This is a genomic window from Pseudovibrio sp. W64, assembly GCF_001623145.1.
Classification (GTDB): domain Bacteria; phylum Pseudomonadota; class Alphaproteobacteria; order Rhizobiales; family Stappiaceae; genus Pseudovibrio.
The window spans coordinates 1-15,913 of record NZ_LMCI01000013.1 but is presented as its reverse complement, the minus strand read 5'-3'; the positions used below and the strand labels follow the sequence as shown (position 1 = coordinate 15,913).

The window sequence follows — 15,913 nt, the reverse complement described above, 5'->3', positions numbered from 1 at the left end:
GCACCAATTCTGGGAGGATCAAAACACTCTCCCAGAACTAAAAGATGAAATCACAAAGCCCGGCAACCACCGCCGGGCTTTTTCTATGGCAGCATTTGCCAGCCTATCATTTTCTCTCAATAGATAGCTCTGTGTTCAAACGCTAAATACTACAAAATCAAAGCAACCCAAAAGCTTAGGAATGTTGATACCCCAGCTTACTAGTCGGTTCAAATCCGCCTACCACATTTGAAAGACGGACTTCACCTTTCATAGGTGGTACTTTCAGGAATGCCATATACGTCCATTTCTAATCAAGATTCGCTCTTCATCCTACGTCCAAACAAAGAGGCGCAAGCGCCCGAGCTTTGGAGTCCAATGATGAACAGTGAGTTGGAAGCAGCAGTTAAAGAGGCCAGCCAGAAGTGGCAGAACGCGTTCAATGCGGGTGATGCTCAAGCTTGTGCCAACTGCTATGAGGCAAACGCTGTTATGGAGGCCAAACCGTTTGGCACCTATCACGGACGAGCCGAAATTCTCGAATTCTGGCAAATGCTCATTCGGGAAGGCTTCTCAAAAATCGAGTACATCAACCCCAAAATCGTCGCATCAGGCGAAAGCTCCGCAATCCTTTCTTCTGACTGGAAGATGAACAAAGCCCACGGCAACATCTCCAAAGAACTCTGGGTTCTGCAATCAGACGGTACCGCGCTGCTGCGAGAAGACTACTTCAGCGCCGCATCTTGAGATCACGAGGCAGATCACAAAAAAGCCCGGCACATGGCCGGACTTGGTCGCATCGCTCGAAAGCTGAGGCACTTGCTCAGCAGTCGCGATAGTAAAAGTAGTCCAGACGATCTGCGATATCATCCAGAGCAAAGGAGTAGCCGCTCCAGTCCTCATCGATCCATGCATCTTCCAACCGGTCAACCGCGCGGTCCAGTTTACCATCACCCTCCAGCTCGCTCAGCAAGCGACCCACATCAATCAGGTGACCCAGAACGCCATCAGCACTTGAGCCAGCACGAACGCTACCTTCAAAGAAGACTTCATCGGAAATATCATCGATGTCTGAAATAGTCGCATTCAGATCTGAGCAGCTCAACTCACCCCATGCATAAGCAGGGCTTTGAGAGACCAACCCGGCAAAACCGATTGAAGCAACAACAACAAGTGCTTTGAAACCACGCATTATCATTCCGAGACCTTCTTCCGTGAGACGCATCTGGAGCATAGCTCTCAAGATACCTGTAACCCAAACAGAAATAGCAAGGTCGCAAGGCGGCGCTGTCTCAAAGAAGACAGAAATTATGGTCTCTTTAAGATTTCTCAGTGATCACTGACGCCCGTCTGTCAGCCCTTTCACAAAGGCTTTCTGACAGAACACCACAAGCAGGATCGGCGGCAGCATAGCCAGCACAGCAAGCGCCAAACCTTGCGGGCTTGTGCGCCCGACCAAGCTAAGCCCCTGCACCAATGTCATTCTGGTCTCCTCACTGGAAACCATCACAGGCCACAGATACTGGTTCCATCCCTGCACAAACATCAGCAGGCCGAGCGCCGCAATCATCGGTGCAGACGCAGGCACCAGAACGTCCTTCAAAAACTTGATCGGCCCTGCCCCATCAATCCGCGCAGCTTCAGAGAGCTCAGTCGGCACTCCCAGAAAAAACTGGCGGAAGAAGAATGTCCCAACCGCAGAAGCCAACAGCGGCAACATCAAGCCCGGATAGGAGTTCACGAGCCCAAGCTTGCTGGTCACAGCATATGTCGGCAAAAACCGGGACTCCAAAGGCAGCAGCAAACTGCAAAGGATCACCCAGAAAAAGAACGTCCCAAAGCGCACCCGAAAGAACACCAACGCATACGCCGCCAACAGAGAAACAGCCACTTTCGCCAGCGCAAACCCTGCAGCCAGATAGAGCGAGTTCAACGCCATGGTTATGCCAGTGACACCGCCAGTAAACCCACGCCCTTCAAACAGCGCCCGGCTATACACCTCCACCCCATAAGGCCCCGGCAGAAACTGGAGGCCATCCTGACCAAGCGTAGCCCCAGAGTGCGTTGAAGAGAAAGCGATCACGATCACCGGCCCGACGATCAAAAACACGCCGATAAGCAGAATAAGGTGATCAAAGAAATGTTTGCGGGGCATATTCATCTCAGAAACGAAGCGCAGTCTCCCACCACGAAGCATGGTTTTCGAAGACAAAGACGCAATCAACAATACTGAAAGCAGTAGGAGTGGCCCCGTTTCCGGGCAAACTGCTTTAAAGGATCGTTCCAGAGAGAAGGCAAAAGACAGCCAGACCAACAGAACGCAGCAACAACGGAAACACCGTAGAACTACGCAGTCCAGGTTTCAAGCTCTCTAAGTGCCTATAAAACCACAATTCCTGAATGCTTGGCGTGATTTTCCGGCTCAACATGGATGGTCACACGTGCGCCCGGCATCTTTTCTGCGATGCCTTCCTCAATACGATCACAAATCGCATGGGCATCCAGAACGCTCATCTCACCCGGCACCACCAGATGAAAATCAACAAACGTCACATGTCCAGCATGGCGGGTCCGCAAGTCATGAGCCTCCAGCGCACCATCTCCAAACTTGGAGATCAACGCCCGGATTTCCTCCTGCTCCTCTTCAGGAGCCGCCTCATCCATCAGGCCACCAACAGATTCACGCACCAGCTTCCAACCGGACCACATGATGTTAACCGCAACAATCCCCGCAAGGATCGGATCAAACATCTGCCAGCCTGTTGCCCACACAGCAGCGATACCAACAAACACACCGAGAGAGGTATAAACATCTGTCATGATATGCCGGGCATCCGCCTGCAGCGCAGGTGAGCGATGTGCTCTACCAATGCGCATCAAGGCCATTGCCCAGAACAGATTGATAACGGAAGACAGAAAGTTCAGCGCGATACCCTGAAAATTGACCTCAAGCTCATACGGCTCAGTCAAACCCATATAGGCTTTGCGCAGGATTAGGATCGCCGCCAGAACAATCAGAACACCCTCAAGAACAGCAGCAAAATACTCTGCCTTGTAGTGTCCATAGGGATGATTCTGATCAGCAGGTTTGCGCGCCAGATACAAGGCCCCGGCAGCTGCAGAAGCACTGGCAATATTGATGGAGGTTTCAAGAGCGTCGGAATAGAACGCAATGGAGCCAGTCAACGCAAAGGCAAAGTATTTAAGAGTAAATACCAGTATGCCAATGACGATGCTGCCCAGCGCAAAGCGCATGCTCTGGTCCATGTGCCACATCCACCCTAATTCAAACTCGACGACTGCTTAGAAAGTTATCGTCCTCTATCAGGTTTCAGTGGCATATTAAACAATGGAACAGGGTCAAACAGCCAGTTTTTATGCTTATTTGCACTCAATGTTTGCAAATGAAAATCACTCGCAATTTATCAGCCAATTCTACTTGTCGTAAAAAGCTGCACCAATGATTTCACCTGGCATCTCACCGGAGTTTGTCTGAACCAAAACAGCCCAGTTCTTGGAATCGAACATCTTCAAAGCGGTCCGTGGCAAACGGAACACTTCAGCGGTACCAGACCACATGCCAATCGGCATGATGCTGCGCACCACGTTCTTATAAGTCTGCGTTGTACCAGCGTTTTCACCGCGCTGAATCTCTACAACTGCTTCCTTGTCAATTCCAAGAAGATAAACGTCAGCCTTCTTATCTGGCTGTTTCAAGGAACCAGAGAGCTGAACTTCAAGCGCATTGTCATCAAGCATCGCCTCAACCTGAACGCTCATGCCAGAAGATTTGCGGATCGCGTTCTTCACAGAACCACGGTCACTGCCAACCATATGCCCCCGGCCATTCACAACAACCTGAGGCGTATAGATCTGCGCATCACCACGGCTCTTGGCATAATCCTTCTGGCGCTGAGTGAACACAGGCGAACCCAAAGTGTCCTTCCAACCGAAGTAATCCCAATAATCTACGTGGTAAGAGAGGGTGACCACATCCTTCTGGTCTGAGACAAGCTCCTCCAGAAACTGGTCCGCAGGTGGACATGACGAGCAGCCCTGGCTGGTAAACAGCTCAACCACAGCCTTTGGTGTTTCCGCCTGAGCTGAGAGAGAGGTCGCAAAACCAATTCCCGCTGCGAGAATAACACCCGTCAATCTATTTACAGAAAACCACCGCATTTCGGCCCTTCGCAATTGTTCAAGTCATCGCTGATGCAGCGCTAACCTAAACAATAACCAGATAACTGTAGAATCACATCACAGTGAGCCCCTGAAAACCGAAGGCATCAGGGGCACTGCTTCTATTTGGACTCAGTCAGCACTTTTTCAAGTTCTGGTAAGAAGACATCTCGATAGCTGGCTGCGCTCAACGGCCCGATAAACTTATAGCGGATCTGAGCCTTCTCATCGACGATGAACGTCTCAGGAACCCCGTAAACGCCCCATTCAATGCCAGCCCGGCCAGTGTCAAAACCAACGCGATCATAAGGATTGCCCAGCTCAGCAAGGAACCGGTTCGCCTTAACGTCAGTGTCCTTGTAGTTCAGGCCAGCAATCTCAAAACGATCATCCTTGGCAAGATCCATCAAGTATTTGTGTTCTGCACGGCAAGGCGCACACCAGGATGCAAAGATGTTCACCACAGTCACCTGACCAAGCAGATCACTGCGTTGGAACCCAGGAACCTGCTGCCCATCACGCTCCAGCCCCTTAACAGGAGGAAGCGAAAACTCAGGTGCCGGCTTATTAATCAAGGCAGATGGAAGTTCTTTGGAGTCATGGCCGGACAGCATCATGAAACCCATCAGAACCGCAAGAGCACCAAAAACAATCAGCGGAAGAAGAAACAGCGGAGAAATGCCTGATTTCTTTTCCTCGTCCATTTCACTAGCCATTCCTGTTAGCTCTCACTCTTTTCATCAGAACCTGCAGAGACCACCTGGCCGACAGAAGGACCAGCGCGGCGCGTGGAACGACGACGAATGCCGCTTGCTTCCAACGCCTGCATTTCTTTGTCCAGCTGGGTTTTGTCTGAGCGCACCCAGACAATCAGCACAGCGATAACAAGTGCAGCCATCGCATAAGCAGCAATCACATATTCAGCGTGACGACCAAACTCTGAAAAATCCATTGTCCTTACCTCGCACCAGCAGGAGCTGCTTTCGTGACCGTGCTGCTGGACGCAGCCGGAGCAACAGATGCTGCACGCATCCGCATTGCTCTGATCCGACGGCGCATAATCTCGTTACGCATGCTCATCAGATGCAAAGTCACAAACAAAAGCACAAAAGCCAAAGCCATCAAACCAAGCGGAATAAGAATGGAAGAGTGAATGGCAGGGCCGTCAGCACGAATAATGCTCGGCGGCTGGTGCAGTGTGTTCCACCACTCAACGGAAAACTTGATGATGATGACGTTGATCACGCCAACCAACGTGATAATCGCATTTACTTTTGCAGCCTTGATAGGATCTTCAATCGCCTTCCACAGCGCGATAATGCCAAGATACATAATCAGCAGCACAAGGAAAGAGGTCAATCTTGCGTCCCAGACCCAAAAGGTGCCCCACATTGGCTTGCCCCAGACAGCGCCAGAAAACAGAGCCAGGAATGTGAATGCAGCACCAATAGGTGCAGACGCCTTGGCCGAAACATCAGCCAGCGGATGCTTCCAGACCAGAGAACCAATCGAAGAAAGTGCCATCATTGCATAACACATCAATGCAAGCTGGGCAGCAGGGACATGCACAAACATAATGCGCACTGTCTGGCCTTGCTGATAATCTTCAGGCGCAACAAAAAACGCGAAGTACAAGCCAACTGCAAGCGCAGCGACCGTCGCAACGATAAGCCAGGGAAGCACAGCTTTCACAAGCTTCAGGAACCGGGTTGGGTTTGCAAGATCGTATAAGGTCATAGAGCCGTTCTAAACTGAGAATGACGAAGCATCAATGTGTACATAGTGTCACGGACCCATCGCAGTCATTGATTACGCGCAATTTGACGCTTCACTTCTTCGGGATTTCACCCATTTTAGACGATTTTACATAGACTTAACGCTTCTGGCAATTTCAGCAGCCTCACGGCTGCCGTCATCAGTCACCAGAAACGCGAAGCGCTGCAGCTGCTGCGAGAGGTCCAACAACAAGACCAAAAAGTGTCAGAGCACACAAAAACAGGAACGGAACGAGGAAGTTATTGGAGTCGATCGCTCCCGCTGTCGCGGCACTCACACCAAAGATCAGGATTGGAATTGCCAGCGGAATAACCAGAATGGAGAGCAACACCCCACCCCGCCGCATGGACACGGTAACACCAGCGCCAACCGCACCAACAAGCGTCAATGCAGGGGCGCCAACAAGCAAGGTCAGGGTCACCAGAACGATACTCTGGAAATCCAGACCCACAAACAAAGACAAAACCGGCGTCGCCAACACCAGCGGCAGACCCGTCGCCGCCCAATGGGCAGCACATTTAATCAACACAACCAGCTCAAGCGAACGCCCGGACATCACCAGAAGTTCGAGGCTTCCATCCTCGCGATCAGCCTGAAACAGGCGATCCAATCCCAGCAACGTCGACAGCAATGCGCCAATCCAGAGGATAGCAGCACCAATGCGGGACAGCAGGATCATGTCCGGTCCAACACCGAATGGAAAGATCGTCACCACAGCCAGAAAGAACAGAACACCGATCAGCGCACCACCACCAACGCGGTTCGCCAACTGGTATTCACGGACAAAAAGACTCTTCATCCAACTCATGGTCAGCCCTCGTCCTGCTCGTCTTCGTCGAAATAATCGTCCAGATCCGCTCCGGCAAACATATGCTCACTCTCGGTCGTCACAGGCGACAGATTGAGGAACTTGGTGTTTGGCAGGTTGAGCGGCAGGTGCGTTGCAGCAATCACAAGGCCACCAGCGTGGATGTGATCGGCAATCAACCCCAGCAACACTTCTTCAGAAGCTTTATCAAGCGCGGATGTCGGCTCATCAAGCAACCAGATTGGACGCGGCACCACCAGCAAGCGCGCCACCGAAAGGCGTCGGCGCTGTCCGGCACTCAAGTATCCTGCAGGCAAACTGGCAGTATGCGCGATACCAAGAGTATCCAGCGCTTCCAGCTCGCTCATGCTCTCACGCACTTTGCCGCCACCAAAAGCAGCAGGCTCAAAGAAATCACGCCAGAAACTTAGGTTTTCAAGGACGGATTGCAACGGCTTCAATGCATCAAGATGCCCGAAATAGTGTGAATGCTCGGCAACGGAGCGCTCGGGCATGCCACCTTCCAGCTCAATCGTGCCGTTCGCTTTCGCAACCAGTCCTGCAATCACGCGCAGCAGACTGGATTTGCCGACACCATTGGGACCCTGGACGATCAGAGCTTCGCTTGAACCAACTTCAAAGTCGACATGGTTCAAAACTCTGCGGCCACCGCGATCACATGCAACACCCTGACAGACTAACTTCAATTGGTTCATCGCGCCCGAAACCACCACAGCAGCTCACACTGCTTACCAAACTGACGGCGTATCCCGAAAGTGGATCCGATTTCCGGATAAGATACGCTCCAACAAAGAATTAAAGCAGTTTGCATGATCCCGTCTTTGCGCAAACCACTTTATTCAGGAGGCCGTATCACATTCGGCAAATCCTTCGCTCCCATAAACACAGCTAGGATTCGCGTTGGCTCTGTTCCGGTATTCTTACCGTAGTGCCAGGTATTGACGGCCTCAATAAACGCCTCCCCCTTTTTAAAGGTCAGAGGAGCCTCTTTCTCATAGGTGATCGTCAGCTCACCATCAAGTATATATCCGTAAAGAGGAATGGGATGCATGTGCTCTTTAACAGCCTCGCCCGGTGCCAGCGTAATGATGAGAGACGTCACCTGAGCCTGTCGACCAGTCGGATAGAACAGAGGCTGCTTGGTAATCGTAGTCTCGCTCTTATCCAGTAAAACCTTAGTGTCCGAATAGGCCTCACCATTCTCCTGAGCCAGAGCACTGACCGCATATCCGCCCAGCACCAGACAACAAGCACCAACCAAAACTGCAGATTTCATGGGAAACGCCTTTCTGTTGTTTTCAGCTATTCTCTGCGCACTTTTTCGCCACTTCTGGCAATTATTCATAGGTAAACCAGAAGCACTTTACCGATAATCCCCTTCCGAGCCTTTAAAGCCACAAAGGACCAACTCACAGGCTAGACACATTGTATACCGTTGTATATAATGCGATTCATACAAACCCAACCCCGCTTGATCGGGCCTCCCATTCCGGCCTAATCTCACCCTAGGTAAATTATTAGCCTTCCGCTGCGGTTCAGCTGGAACCTGCGTCAGAAAGACGCTATAGGGACGACAACTATAAGCTGATTGAATTTCAAGAAGCGCTTTTAATGCATTTGTTAAATGATCAAGCCAACGCCATGACGGCGAACCGCCAAACTCCGGGATATATCGGAGAGGTTCGCCAGCTCAAAGCTCCGTTTCCTGTTCACAGCGGGAAACGAAATAAGGAGATCGCCGAATGACACAATCTCTAGACAGTTTTAAAGCCAAACAAACGCTGCAAGTCGGCGGCAAGTCTTATACTTATTTTTCCATTCCCGAAGCAGAAAAGAACGGCCTTAAGGGCGTCTCCCAGCTGCCTTTCTCTCTGAAGGTGGTTTTAGAGAACCTTCTGCGTTTTGAAGATGGCCGCACCGTCACAGCGGACGACATCCGCGCCGTCGCCGAATGGCTCACCACCCGCACTTCCACCCACGAAATAGCCTACCGCCCTGCCCGTGTGCTCATGCAGGACTTCACCGGTGTTCCCGCTGTTGTTGACCTTGCCGCCATGCGCGACGCTGCCGTCAGCCTCGGCGGTGATCCGAAAAAGGTGAACCCGCTGGTGCCCGTTGACCTCGTCATCGATCACTCCGTCATGGTGGACTACTTCGGCACCACCTCTGCCTTCGCGCTCAATGTGGAACGCGAATACGAGCGCAACAACGAGCGCTATGAGTTCCTCCGCTGGGGTCAGTCTGCGTTTGATAACTTCCGCGCTGTTCCTCCAGGCACCGGCATCTGTCACCAGGTCAACCTTGAGTACCTCGCCCAGACCGTCTGGACGAAAGAAGAAAACGGCGAAACCGTCGCTTACCCGGACACCCTCGTCGGCACAGATTCCCACACCACCATGGTCAACGGCCTTGCGGTCCTCGGCTGGGGCGTGGGCGGCATTGAGGCCGAAGCCGCCATGCTCGGCCAGCCGATCTCCATGCTGATCCCGGAAGTCGTCGGCTTCAAACTCACCGGAGAAATGGCAGAAGGCATCACCGCCACCGACCTCGTGCTCACCGTAGTTGAAATGCTGCGTAAAAAGGGCGTTGTCGGCAAGTTTGTAGAGTTCTACGGCCCCGGCCTCGACAACCTCTCGCTGGAAGACGCCGCCACCATTGCCAACATGGCACCGGAATACGGCGCCACCTGTGGCTTCTTCCCGGTGGACGGCGACACGCTCAAATACCTCAGGTCCACAGGCCGCGACGCCCACCGCATTGCGCTGGTGGAAGAATACGCCAAGGTGCAGGGCATGTACCGCGACACCCACGCGGAGCCAACCTTCACCGATACGCTTGAGCTGGACATCTCCACCGTTGTGCCATCCATCGCCGGACCAAAGCGCCCGCAGGATCGTATCTCCCTCGCTGACGCCTCAGAAGGCTTTGCCAAAACCATGGCGGAGGAATTCAAGAAGGCAGGTGAAGAGTTCAAACGCGCACCGGTGGAAGGCCGCGACCATGACCTTGGCAATGGCGACGTCGTCATCGCCGCGATCACAAGCTGCACCAACACCTCCAACCCGTCCGTTCTCATCGGCGCTGGTCTGGTGGCCCGCAAAGCCCGCGCCAAAGGCCTCAAGGTCAAGCCATGGGTGAAAACCTCACTGGCGCCCGGCTCTCAGGTGGTGACGGATTATCTGGAAAAAGCTGGCGTTCAGGAAGACCTCGACGCCCTCGGTTTCAACCTCACCGGCTACGGCTGCACCACCTGTATTGGTAACTCAGGCCCACTGCCGCCGGAAATCTCTAAGTCCGTCAACGACAACGACCTCGTGGCCTGCTCCGTGCTGTCCGGCAACCGCAACTTCGAAGGCCGCGTCAATCCGGATGTACGCGCCAACTATCTGGCCTCTCCGCCACTGGTTGTCGCTTATGCCATCGCAGGCTCGCTCAACATCAACGTGGCCAAAGACCCGCTCGGCAAGGACAGGCAAGGCAACACCGTCTACCTGAAGGACCTGTGGCCAACCACGGAAGAGATCACAGATCTCATCCGCTCCTCCATCACGGAAGAGATGTTTGAAGAGCGTTACGGCGATGTGTTCAAGGGCGACGAGCACTGGCAGAACATCAAGGTAGAAGGCGGCATGACCTACGGCTGGCCGCCAGCCTCCACCTACGTACAGAACCCGCCTTACTTTGAAGGCATGACCATGGAGCCAGCACCCCTCACCGATATTGAGGGCGCGGCAGTCATGGGTCTGTTCCTGGATTCCATCACCACCGACCACATCTCCCCAGCTGGGGCGATCAAGGCAGACAGCCCGGCAGGTCAGTACCTTGAATCCCATCAGATCGCGCCAAAAGACTTCAACTCCTACGGCTCCCGCCGTGGCAACCACGAAGTCATGATGCGCGGCACTTTCGGCAACATCCGCATCAAAAACCAAATGGTGCCGGGCGTGGAAGGTGGCTACACCACAAAGGATGGCAAGCAGCGTTGGATCTACGACGCCTGCATAGAATACAAGGAAGCTGGCACCCCACTTGTGGTGTTTGCTGGCAAAGAATACGGCACCGGCTCCTCCCGCGACTGGGCGGCCAAAGGCACCAAACTGCTCGGCGTGCGCGCTGTGATCGCTCAATCCTTCGAGCGCATCCATCGCTCCAACCTGGTCGGCATGGGCGTCCTGCCCTTCACGTTTAAAGAGGGCGAGAGTTGGCAGTCCCACGGCATCGACGGCACCGAGCGCGTAACCATCCTCGGCGTAGCAGACCTCAAACCCCGCCAGATGGTCGACATTCAGGTCGAATTCGCAGACGGCACCAAGAAAACCATAGAAGCCCTCTGCCGCATCGATACCGAAGACGAACTGGAATACATCAAAGCCGGCGGCATCCTCCACTACGTGCTGAGAAACCTCGTCTCCAGCTAAGACAAGCAGACACACCACAAACACAAAAACGGGCCCTCCAAGGCCCGTTTTTCATTGGCAGCCTCACCATCAGAGCCACCACCTCCACCGATGTCATCCCACACAAGCAATCCTCTCCGACATCATCCAGCACAAGCCCCCCTCTGATGTCATCCCGCACAAGCGCAGCGCGATGCGGGACCCAGAGCCACGCACTCAAACCTTAGCCGCCCCCGCACTGGATCCCGCATCAAGTGCGGGAAGACGGCAAGTGCTGCCGCATTGATACCGAGGACGAACTAGAATACATCAAAACCAGCGGCATCCTGCACTACAAACCCGGAGAAACCTCATCTCCAGCTAAGACTGTCAGACGCACCACAAACAAAACCGGGCCTTTCGAGGCCCAATTTCTTAAATTCATCTGCATTTGACTTCAGATGATAACAACCAGTCAAACCAGCTTGATTTGCAACCATGTGAATAGCAGAATACCACCATGAGTAGCAAAGTACATATGCATGAAGTCGCGCATCATCTGCAGAAAACAGCAATCAACAACGATGATGCATATCGGGATGCCTTTGCTCGTTCTGCATACAATCGATACTATTATGGAATATTCTTAACCGTGCGCACCATGTTTCAAAGCATGAATACAAAATGGTCAGAGCTACCACATGCTGCTTATCCCGAAATATTGACAGGACAAATAGAGAAAACGCTAAGAAGTGAGCTCAAAAAAGCTCAAAAGAATGGTGACGGTCAACTCGTTAAAGACATCACTAGAACGAAGCATTCGATACGGAAATTGAAAGACATCATTGTGTCAGCGAATTCTCTTAGAGTTGTCGCGGATTACCAGCCGGATGAACCCGTAGATTTCATAAATTCAGATAGATACTCACTGCGCAAAACCGAAATAACAGAGGCACATAGTTGGAAAGAACAAACTAATGCGCTCTGCCAAGACATTCTTGAAACTTGGAGCCAAATTTATGTCTAGCACAAGCCAGATCGCTAAATTTCTGCAATCGAGAATGATTAAGCTCGTTGGTGATGTCATCCAAAATCATGATCGAGTACGCGGTTTCATTGCTTTCATTGAAGTTACTCAAGATTCAAAAGGCAAACAGGTTCCTTCAAACCACGCTCTATCAAGATTGGAAAAAGAGCTAAGTGCCGACTTTGGTGAAGTGAATTTCGTCATCATAGAACAAGGCGATAAAGACATACTCGCAAACATCAAATCTACATTAATGCGCAAGTTCCCTGCTTTGCTACGAAATGTCTTTGCATCAGTGCATGAAAGAAATGTTTCTGTATGGCTTCAACCTAAAGGACCAACAACAGCTGAAGAAACAGATGCATTAAAACAAGCGACCTTGCAAATAGTCGAGTTTCTAAATTTCCAGCTTTCCGATTTTAAGAACCTCACAGAAGCGAAACTTCCAAGCTCAACAATGTGCTTGAGTATTGTGCGAAAGAAAGCACCAATAACTATTGAAGATATTGGATTAGAAATCGAAAGGCGAGGCTTTGTGTATCCAAACGAAGACTGGTTAAAAAGGCAGCTAGACAAACTACGAAAGCAATCACTTATTCTTCGTCAATCAAGTGGCGGATATCTCATGACACTAGAAGGACTTAATAGATTAGGCTCTAGTAAAAGTCGTCTTAGCCCTGATATTACTCGCGCACTTGAATTAGCAATAATGAAGGACTAAGGTTTACTCGTGGGAGTCTCGGCGAGGGTGTGTATCATGCCCATTTGCTAAGACCAAATACAGAAGGATTCCGCCGAATTCACCGGCAGTCCTTCGAACTTCCGATGAATTCGTCGGCTCCTTACGAAAGGTTACTTTGCTTAATGAGACTCCCACACCCTAGAACTGAGCAATTAGGTTTTCTCGCAGAAACACCAAAAGAAGTTTGCAAGTTAATTGGGGCTTCTTGCGGCGAAGATGAGCAAAAATTAATACAACAATACTACGAACTCGGCCTACCACCTGTTACATCAGTCAATGCTATTTCTGTGATGTTTGGCTACAATCCAAGCTTCACGTGGTCTCTGCTAAAAAATAGTCACAACTTTTATCGAGTTTTCGAGATACCAAAGGGACCGAAAAAGAGAAACATTTCAGCCCCTAAAGTATCTCTGAAGGTAATCCAAAAATGGCTTGCAACACATTTCTATAATAAATGGGAACGGCCAGACTACGTATTTGGATTTGTTCGCGGGAAATCTCATATAGGAGCCGCCCAAGAACATATTGGCGCTAACTGGGTCATCTCTGTTGACATAGAAGATTTCTTTCCATCCATCAGATGGACAAGAGTATATGATGCTATAACTGATCTTGGATACCAAGATGATTTCAGTAAACAGGCGCTGACCTTACTTTCCTGCTACTATGGATCTTTAGCTCAAGGTGCTCCAACCAGCCCTATATTATCTAATATTATTATGGGACCACTCGATAAAAAAATTTTTGAACTGGCGAGACACAACTCAGCGACCTATACAAGATATGCAGATGATATCGTCATTTCAGGCAAGGATGGCGAACCGAACTCCTTACTTGAGCAAGTATGTACATTGATTGAGAGTGACGGCTGGAAAATTTCAGTACAAAAAAAGAAAATCCAAAAATCTCCTAATCGCTTAAAGATCCACGGTCTCCTCGTAAATGACAAAAATGTGCGTTTAACAAAAGGTTATAGAAACCAAATTCGAGCTTACAAACATATACTTAACAACAACTCTATAGATGATGAAAGCAAGAATAAGTTAAGAGGGCATATCGCATATGCGGACCATGTTGCCACCTATTCAGAGCAACTCCCCCCACCATCCACACCCTCGTCAAAATTGCCAGTTTGACAACCACCGGTTTTCATTCCAAAGTCATACATGAGGCCTAGAAACCTTCTTCAAGTAGCGGTTACCGCTCCCGACGACTAGCGGATTTTTTGTGCCTGCTTTATAGGTAGCGCGCAAACCCTTTGCTATGAGCGGGAGGGCGGTGAATACAACACCTCCTTCGGGGGGGAATAAACTCGCCTGACTGCTTGCAGGTTTCTAGCCTCCCGCTCGCCAGCTGGCCCTAGAAAGCCGTGCTGTCCAGCGGTTGTTCAACACCCTGTAAGCAGAGGGATTGAGAATGACCGACTCCGCATGTGCCTGTGGCACCACAAATACGTTCCAGAATGAAATAGACGAAGTCATCGTCGTTGTCTCGGACCTGCAAAATCTCAGCTATATGCAGCACTTACTGCTAACTGAGAGACTGCAGCACAGCAGCGAACGCGATGCTTTGTTCACTCTGCATCATGCCTTCCACGACCGACTGGAAGCACTCCAAAAACGCTGCGGAACTTTAGAGCGGGTCGCTCATCCGCAGCCGATAAACACCAAAATTCCGCTTCCTGAATAAGCCCGCCCAGCGCTCCACAAAGCAAGGGAACCTGCCCACGTGGAGCAAAGGTAGGCGCACTGTGTAAGAGCATTTGGCAACACTGCCATCCGCTCCGGTGCCGGAAGCGAGAACGCACCTACACCCCGCATCCTCGCGGAAAGCACCCTGCTGGCCTGCGGAGCCACCACCCTCCGCAGGCCAGCGCTTATTTACCAGCGCAAATGCCGGCTTTTGTCAGGGTCAGTTGCCATGCAGCAGCGGCATCAAACGGCGTGACCAGCCCGTCATCATCCTTGTTCGTAAACGCGCCCATACCATGCGCAATCATGTATTTAGGGTAATAATCCGGCGCATCCTGACCCTGCAGAAAGTCACAGGCCTCGGCAATGCCATCCTTGCTGTAATTTTCCAGCGCTGCACCAAACGCAGTGCGCTGCGCCTCGTTCATCCTTTGAAAAGTCACCATCCGCAGCACAGAAAGCGCCTGATACGAGCTCTTATCCTTCACCCGCTGCATATCAAAGGTGCCACGCGCAAACGCCATCACATAAAGATCAACGGCAGAGCCATACTGCTCCTTCTCAATGCAATCAAAAATCGACGTATAAAGGTCAGCCGGAGTGTAACTCGTCTTGGCGTCTTCTCGCGCAATGCAGCCCACATTATGGGTCACCTGCAGGTTTCCCTCGGCCTGATGATTGGTGATTTTGCCTTGCGCCTGCGCACCACCGGCAAACAACATCGCCCCACCCAATAGGCTGAGAGCCAGATACGAAACTTTCAACGAAAACACCTCTCTAATCGCCCGGAAAGCACCCTTCCCGGCACCTCACCACTACAATCTGCAGGTCCCACTCATACACCCGTCACCCCACCCCTCACTTGACCTTCGCCAAACACACACCCGGTTATCTGCCAGAGTGCGCAGAGTTCTCATCCGCAACCTCCCCCGGTGTCATCCCGGGCGCAGCAAAGCGAAGACCCGGGACCCATAACCATAACCCTCTCGGCTCTATTCCTTCATGCTCTCCCACACTCAAAAGCCATCGCTGCCTCACAAACACCCACTCACATTATGCAGCCACTGCCCCTGAGGATCGGGCTAACACAGGAGGAGCCTGCAAAAAACTTATCCCCCCTGGCAAAAGATGCCGCCATACTAACTCCCATGCCTACGTAACGGGCTGCTGGCGGACCGTCCGTCAGTTTGTCGTAGGCTGGGTGGGGCTTTTGAGAGAAGTAACGTATCTTTCAAAGGTCCGGTGGAACCGATTTTCAAACGTGACCGCATGGTTTGAGAGGAAGGGCCCAAGTCTGAAGGGCATCACGCGGTG

Annotated in this window: 17 protein-coding genes; 6 read left to right on the top strand and 11 right to left on the bottom strand. The window is 51.6% G+C overall.

Translation table 11 applies throughout. The annotated features are described in order from the left end of the window. Nucleotides 1-360 precede the first annotated feature (360 nt). Nucleotides 361-726, top strand: a complete 366-nt coding sequence (locus PsW64_RS07820; RefSeq protein ID WP_057464727.1) for a YybH family protein — start codon at nucleotides 361-363, stop codon at nucleotides 724-726. Between the two features lie 76 nt (nucleotides 727-802). Here the strand turns inward: PsW64_RS07820 and PsW64_RS07815 are convergent, their stop codons facing one another. The 10 genes from PsW64_RS07815 to PsW64_RS07765 all read right to left on the bottom strand — a co-directional run bounded on the left by PsW64_RS07815 (nucleotide 803) and on the right by PsW64_RS07765 (nucleotide 8,039). After that, complete coding sequence (locus PsW64_RS07815; RefSeq protein ID WP_208980645.1) at nucleotides 803-1,171, bottom strand: hypothetical protein; 369 nt, start codon at nucleotides 1,169-1,171, stop codon at nucleotides 803-805. A 144-nt stretch (nucleotides 1,172-1,315) separates the two neighbouring features. After that, nucleotides 1,316-2,134: a carbohydrate ABC transporter permease gene (locus PsW64_RS07810; RefSeq protein ID WP_063291308.1), complete on the bottom strand. Its 819-nt coding sequence runs from the start codon at nucleotides 2,132-2,134 to the stop codon at nucleotides 1,316-1,318. Nucleotides 2,135-2,358: 224 nt separating this feature from the next. Further along, nucleotides 2,359-3,246, bottom strand: coding sequence for a cation diffusion facilitator family transporter (locus PsW64_RS07800; protein WP_057464725.1), 888 nt, complete (start codon nucleotides 3,244-3,246; stop codon nucleotides 2,359-2,361). A 168-nt stretch (nucleotides 3,247-3,414) separates the two neighbouring features. Continuing rightward, the gene (locus PsW64_RS07795; protein ID WP_057464681.1) at nucleotides 3,415-4,158 is read right to left on the bottom strand and encodes a DUF1223 domain-containing protein; all 744 of its coding nucleotides are present in this window, start codon (nucleotides 4,156-4,158) and stop codon (nucleotides 3,415-3,417) included. Nucleotides 4,159-4,280: 122 nt separating this feature from the next. Then, nucleotides 4,281-4,874: a DsbE family thiol:disulfide interchange protein gene (locus tag PsW64_RS07790; RefSeq protein WP_063291271.1), complete on the bottom strand. Its 594-nt coding sequence runs from the start codon at nucleotides 4,872-4,874 to the stop codon at nucleotides 4,281-4,283. A gap of 5 nt (nucleotides 4,875-4,879) precedes the next feature. After that, a complete protein-coding gene (ccmD, locus tag PsW64_RS07785) occupies nucleotides 4,880-5,110 on the bottom strand; it encodes a heme exporter protein CcmD (protein ID WP_063303269.1) in 231 nt (76 codons plus the stop codon). 5 nt (nucleotides 5,111-5,115) lie between these two features. Then, nucleotides 5,116-5,895: a heme ABC transporter permease gene (locus tag PsW64_RS07780; RefSeq protein ID WP_057464678.1), complete on the bottom strand. Its 780-nt coding sequence runs from the start codon at nucleotides 5,893-5,895 to the stop codon at nucleotides 5,116-5,118. 178 nt (nucleotides 5,896-6,073) lie between these two features. Next, the gene (ccmB, locus tag PsW64_RS07775) at nucleotides 6,074-6,733 is read right to left on the bottom strand and encodes a heme exporter protein CcmB (RefSeq protein ID WP_181951980.1); all 660 of its coding nucleotides are present in this window, start codon (nucleotides 6,731-6,733) and stop codon (nucleotides 6,074-6,076) included. Nucleotides 6,734-6,744: 11 nt separating this feature from the next. Beyond that, complete coding sequence (gene ccmA, locus PsW64_RS07770; protein ID WP_108818758.1) at nucleotides 6,745-7,449, bottom strand: heme ABC exporter ATP-binding protein CcmA; 705 nt, start codon at nucleotides 7,447-7,449, stop codon at nucleotides 6,745-6,747. A gap of 149 nt (nucleotides 7,450-7,598) precedes the next feature. Beyond that, nucleotides 7,599-8,039 (bottom strand): cupin domain-containing protein, encoded by a 441-nt coding sequence (locus tag PsW64_RS07765; protein ID WP_063303285.1) that lies wholly within the window; start codon nucleotides 8,037-8,039, stop codon nucleotides 7,599-7,601. Between the two features lie 466 nt (nucleotides 8,040-8,505). Here PsW64_RS07765 and acnA point away from each other — a divergent pair, with 466 nt between their 5' ends. The 5 genes from acnA to PsW64_RS07740 all read left to right on the top strand — a co-directional run bounded on the left by acnA (nucleotide 8,506) and on the right by PsW64_RS07740 (nucleotide 14,597). Beyond that, the gene (gene acnA, locus PsW64_RS07760) at nucleotides 8,506-11,181 is read left to right on the top strand and encodes an aconitate hydratase AcnA (protein ID WP_063303268.1); all 2,676 of its coding nucleotides are present in this window, start codon (nucleotides 8,506-8,508) and stop codon (nucleotides 11,179-11,181) included. Nucleotides 11,182-11,659: 478 nt separating this feature from the next. Further along, entirely contained in the window at nucleotides 11,660-12,166 is a 507-nt protein-coding gene (locus PsW64_RS07755; protein WP_063303267.1) for a hypothetical protein, read from the top strand. Continuing rightward, nucleotides 12,159-12,887 carry a hypothetical protein gene (locus tag PsW64_RS07750; RefSeq protein WP_063303266.1) on the top strand — a complete coding sequence of 243 codons (729 nt, stop codon included), beginning with the start codon at nucleotides 12,159-12,161 and terminating at the stop codon, nucleotides 12,885-12,887. Before PsW64_RS07755 ends, PsW64_RS07750 begins: the two co-directional genes overlap by 8 nt. Nucleotides 12,888-13,030: 143 nt before the next feature. Continuing rightward, nucleotides 13,031-14,044, top strand: a complete 1,014-nt coding sequence (locus PsW64_RS07745) for a reverse transcriptase family protein (protein WP_063303265.1) — start codon at nucleotides 13,031-13,033, stop codon at nucleotides 14,042-14,044. A 280-nt stretch (nucleotides 14,045-14,324) separates the two neighbouring features. Beyond that, complete coding sequence (locus tag PsW64_RS07740) at nucleotides 14,325-14,597, top strand: hypothetical protein (protein WP_063303264.1); 273 nt, start codon at nucleotides 14,325-14,327, stop codon at nucleotides 14,595-14,597. Nucleotides 14,598-14,784: 187 nt separating this feature from the next. Here the strand turns inward: PsW64_RS07740 and PsW64_RS07735 are convergent, their stop codons facing one another. Continuing rightward, nucleotides 14,785-15,363, bottom strand: coding sequence for a hypothetical protein (locus tag PsW64_RS07735; protein WP_208980644.1), 579 nt, complete (start codon nucleotides 15,361-15,363; stop codon nucleotides 14,785-14,787). Between the last annotated feature and the right edge of the window lie 550 nt (nucleotides 15,364-15,913).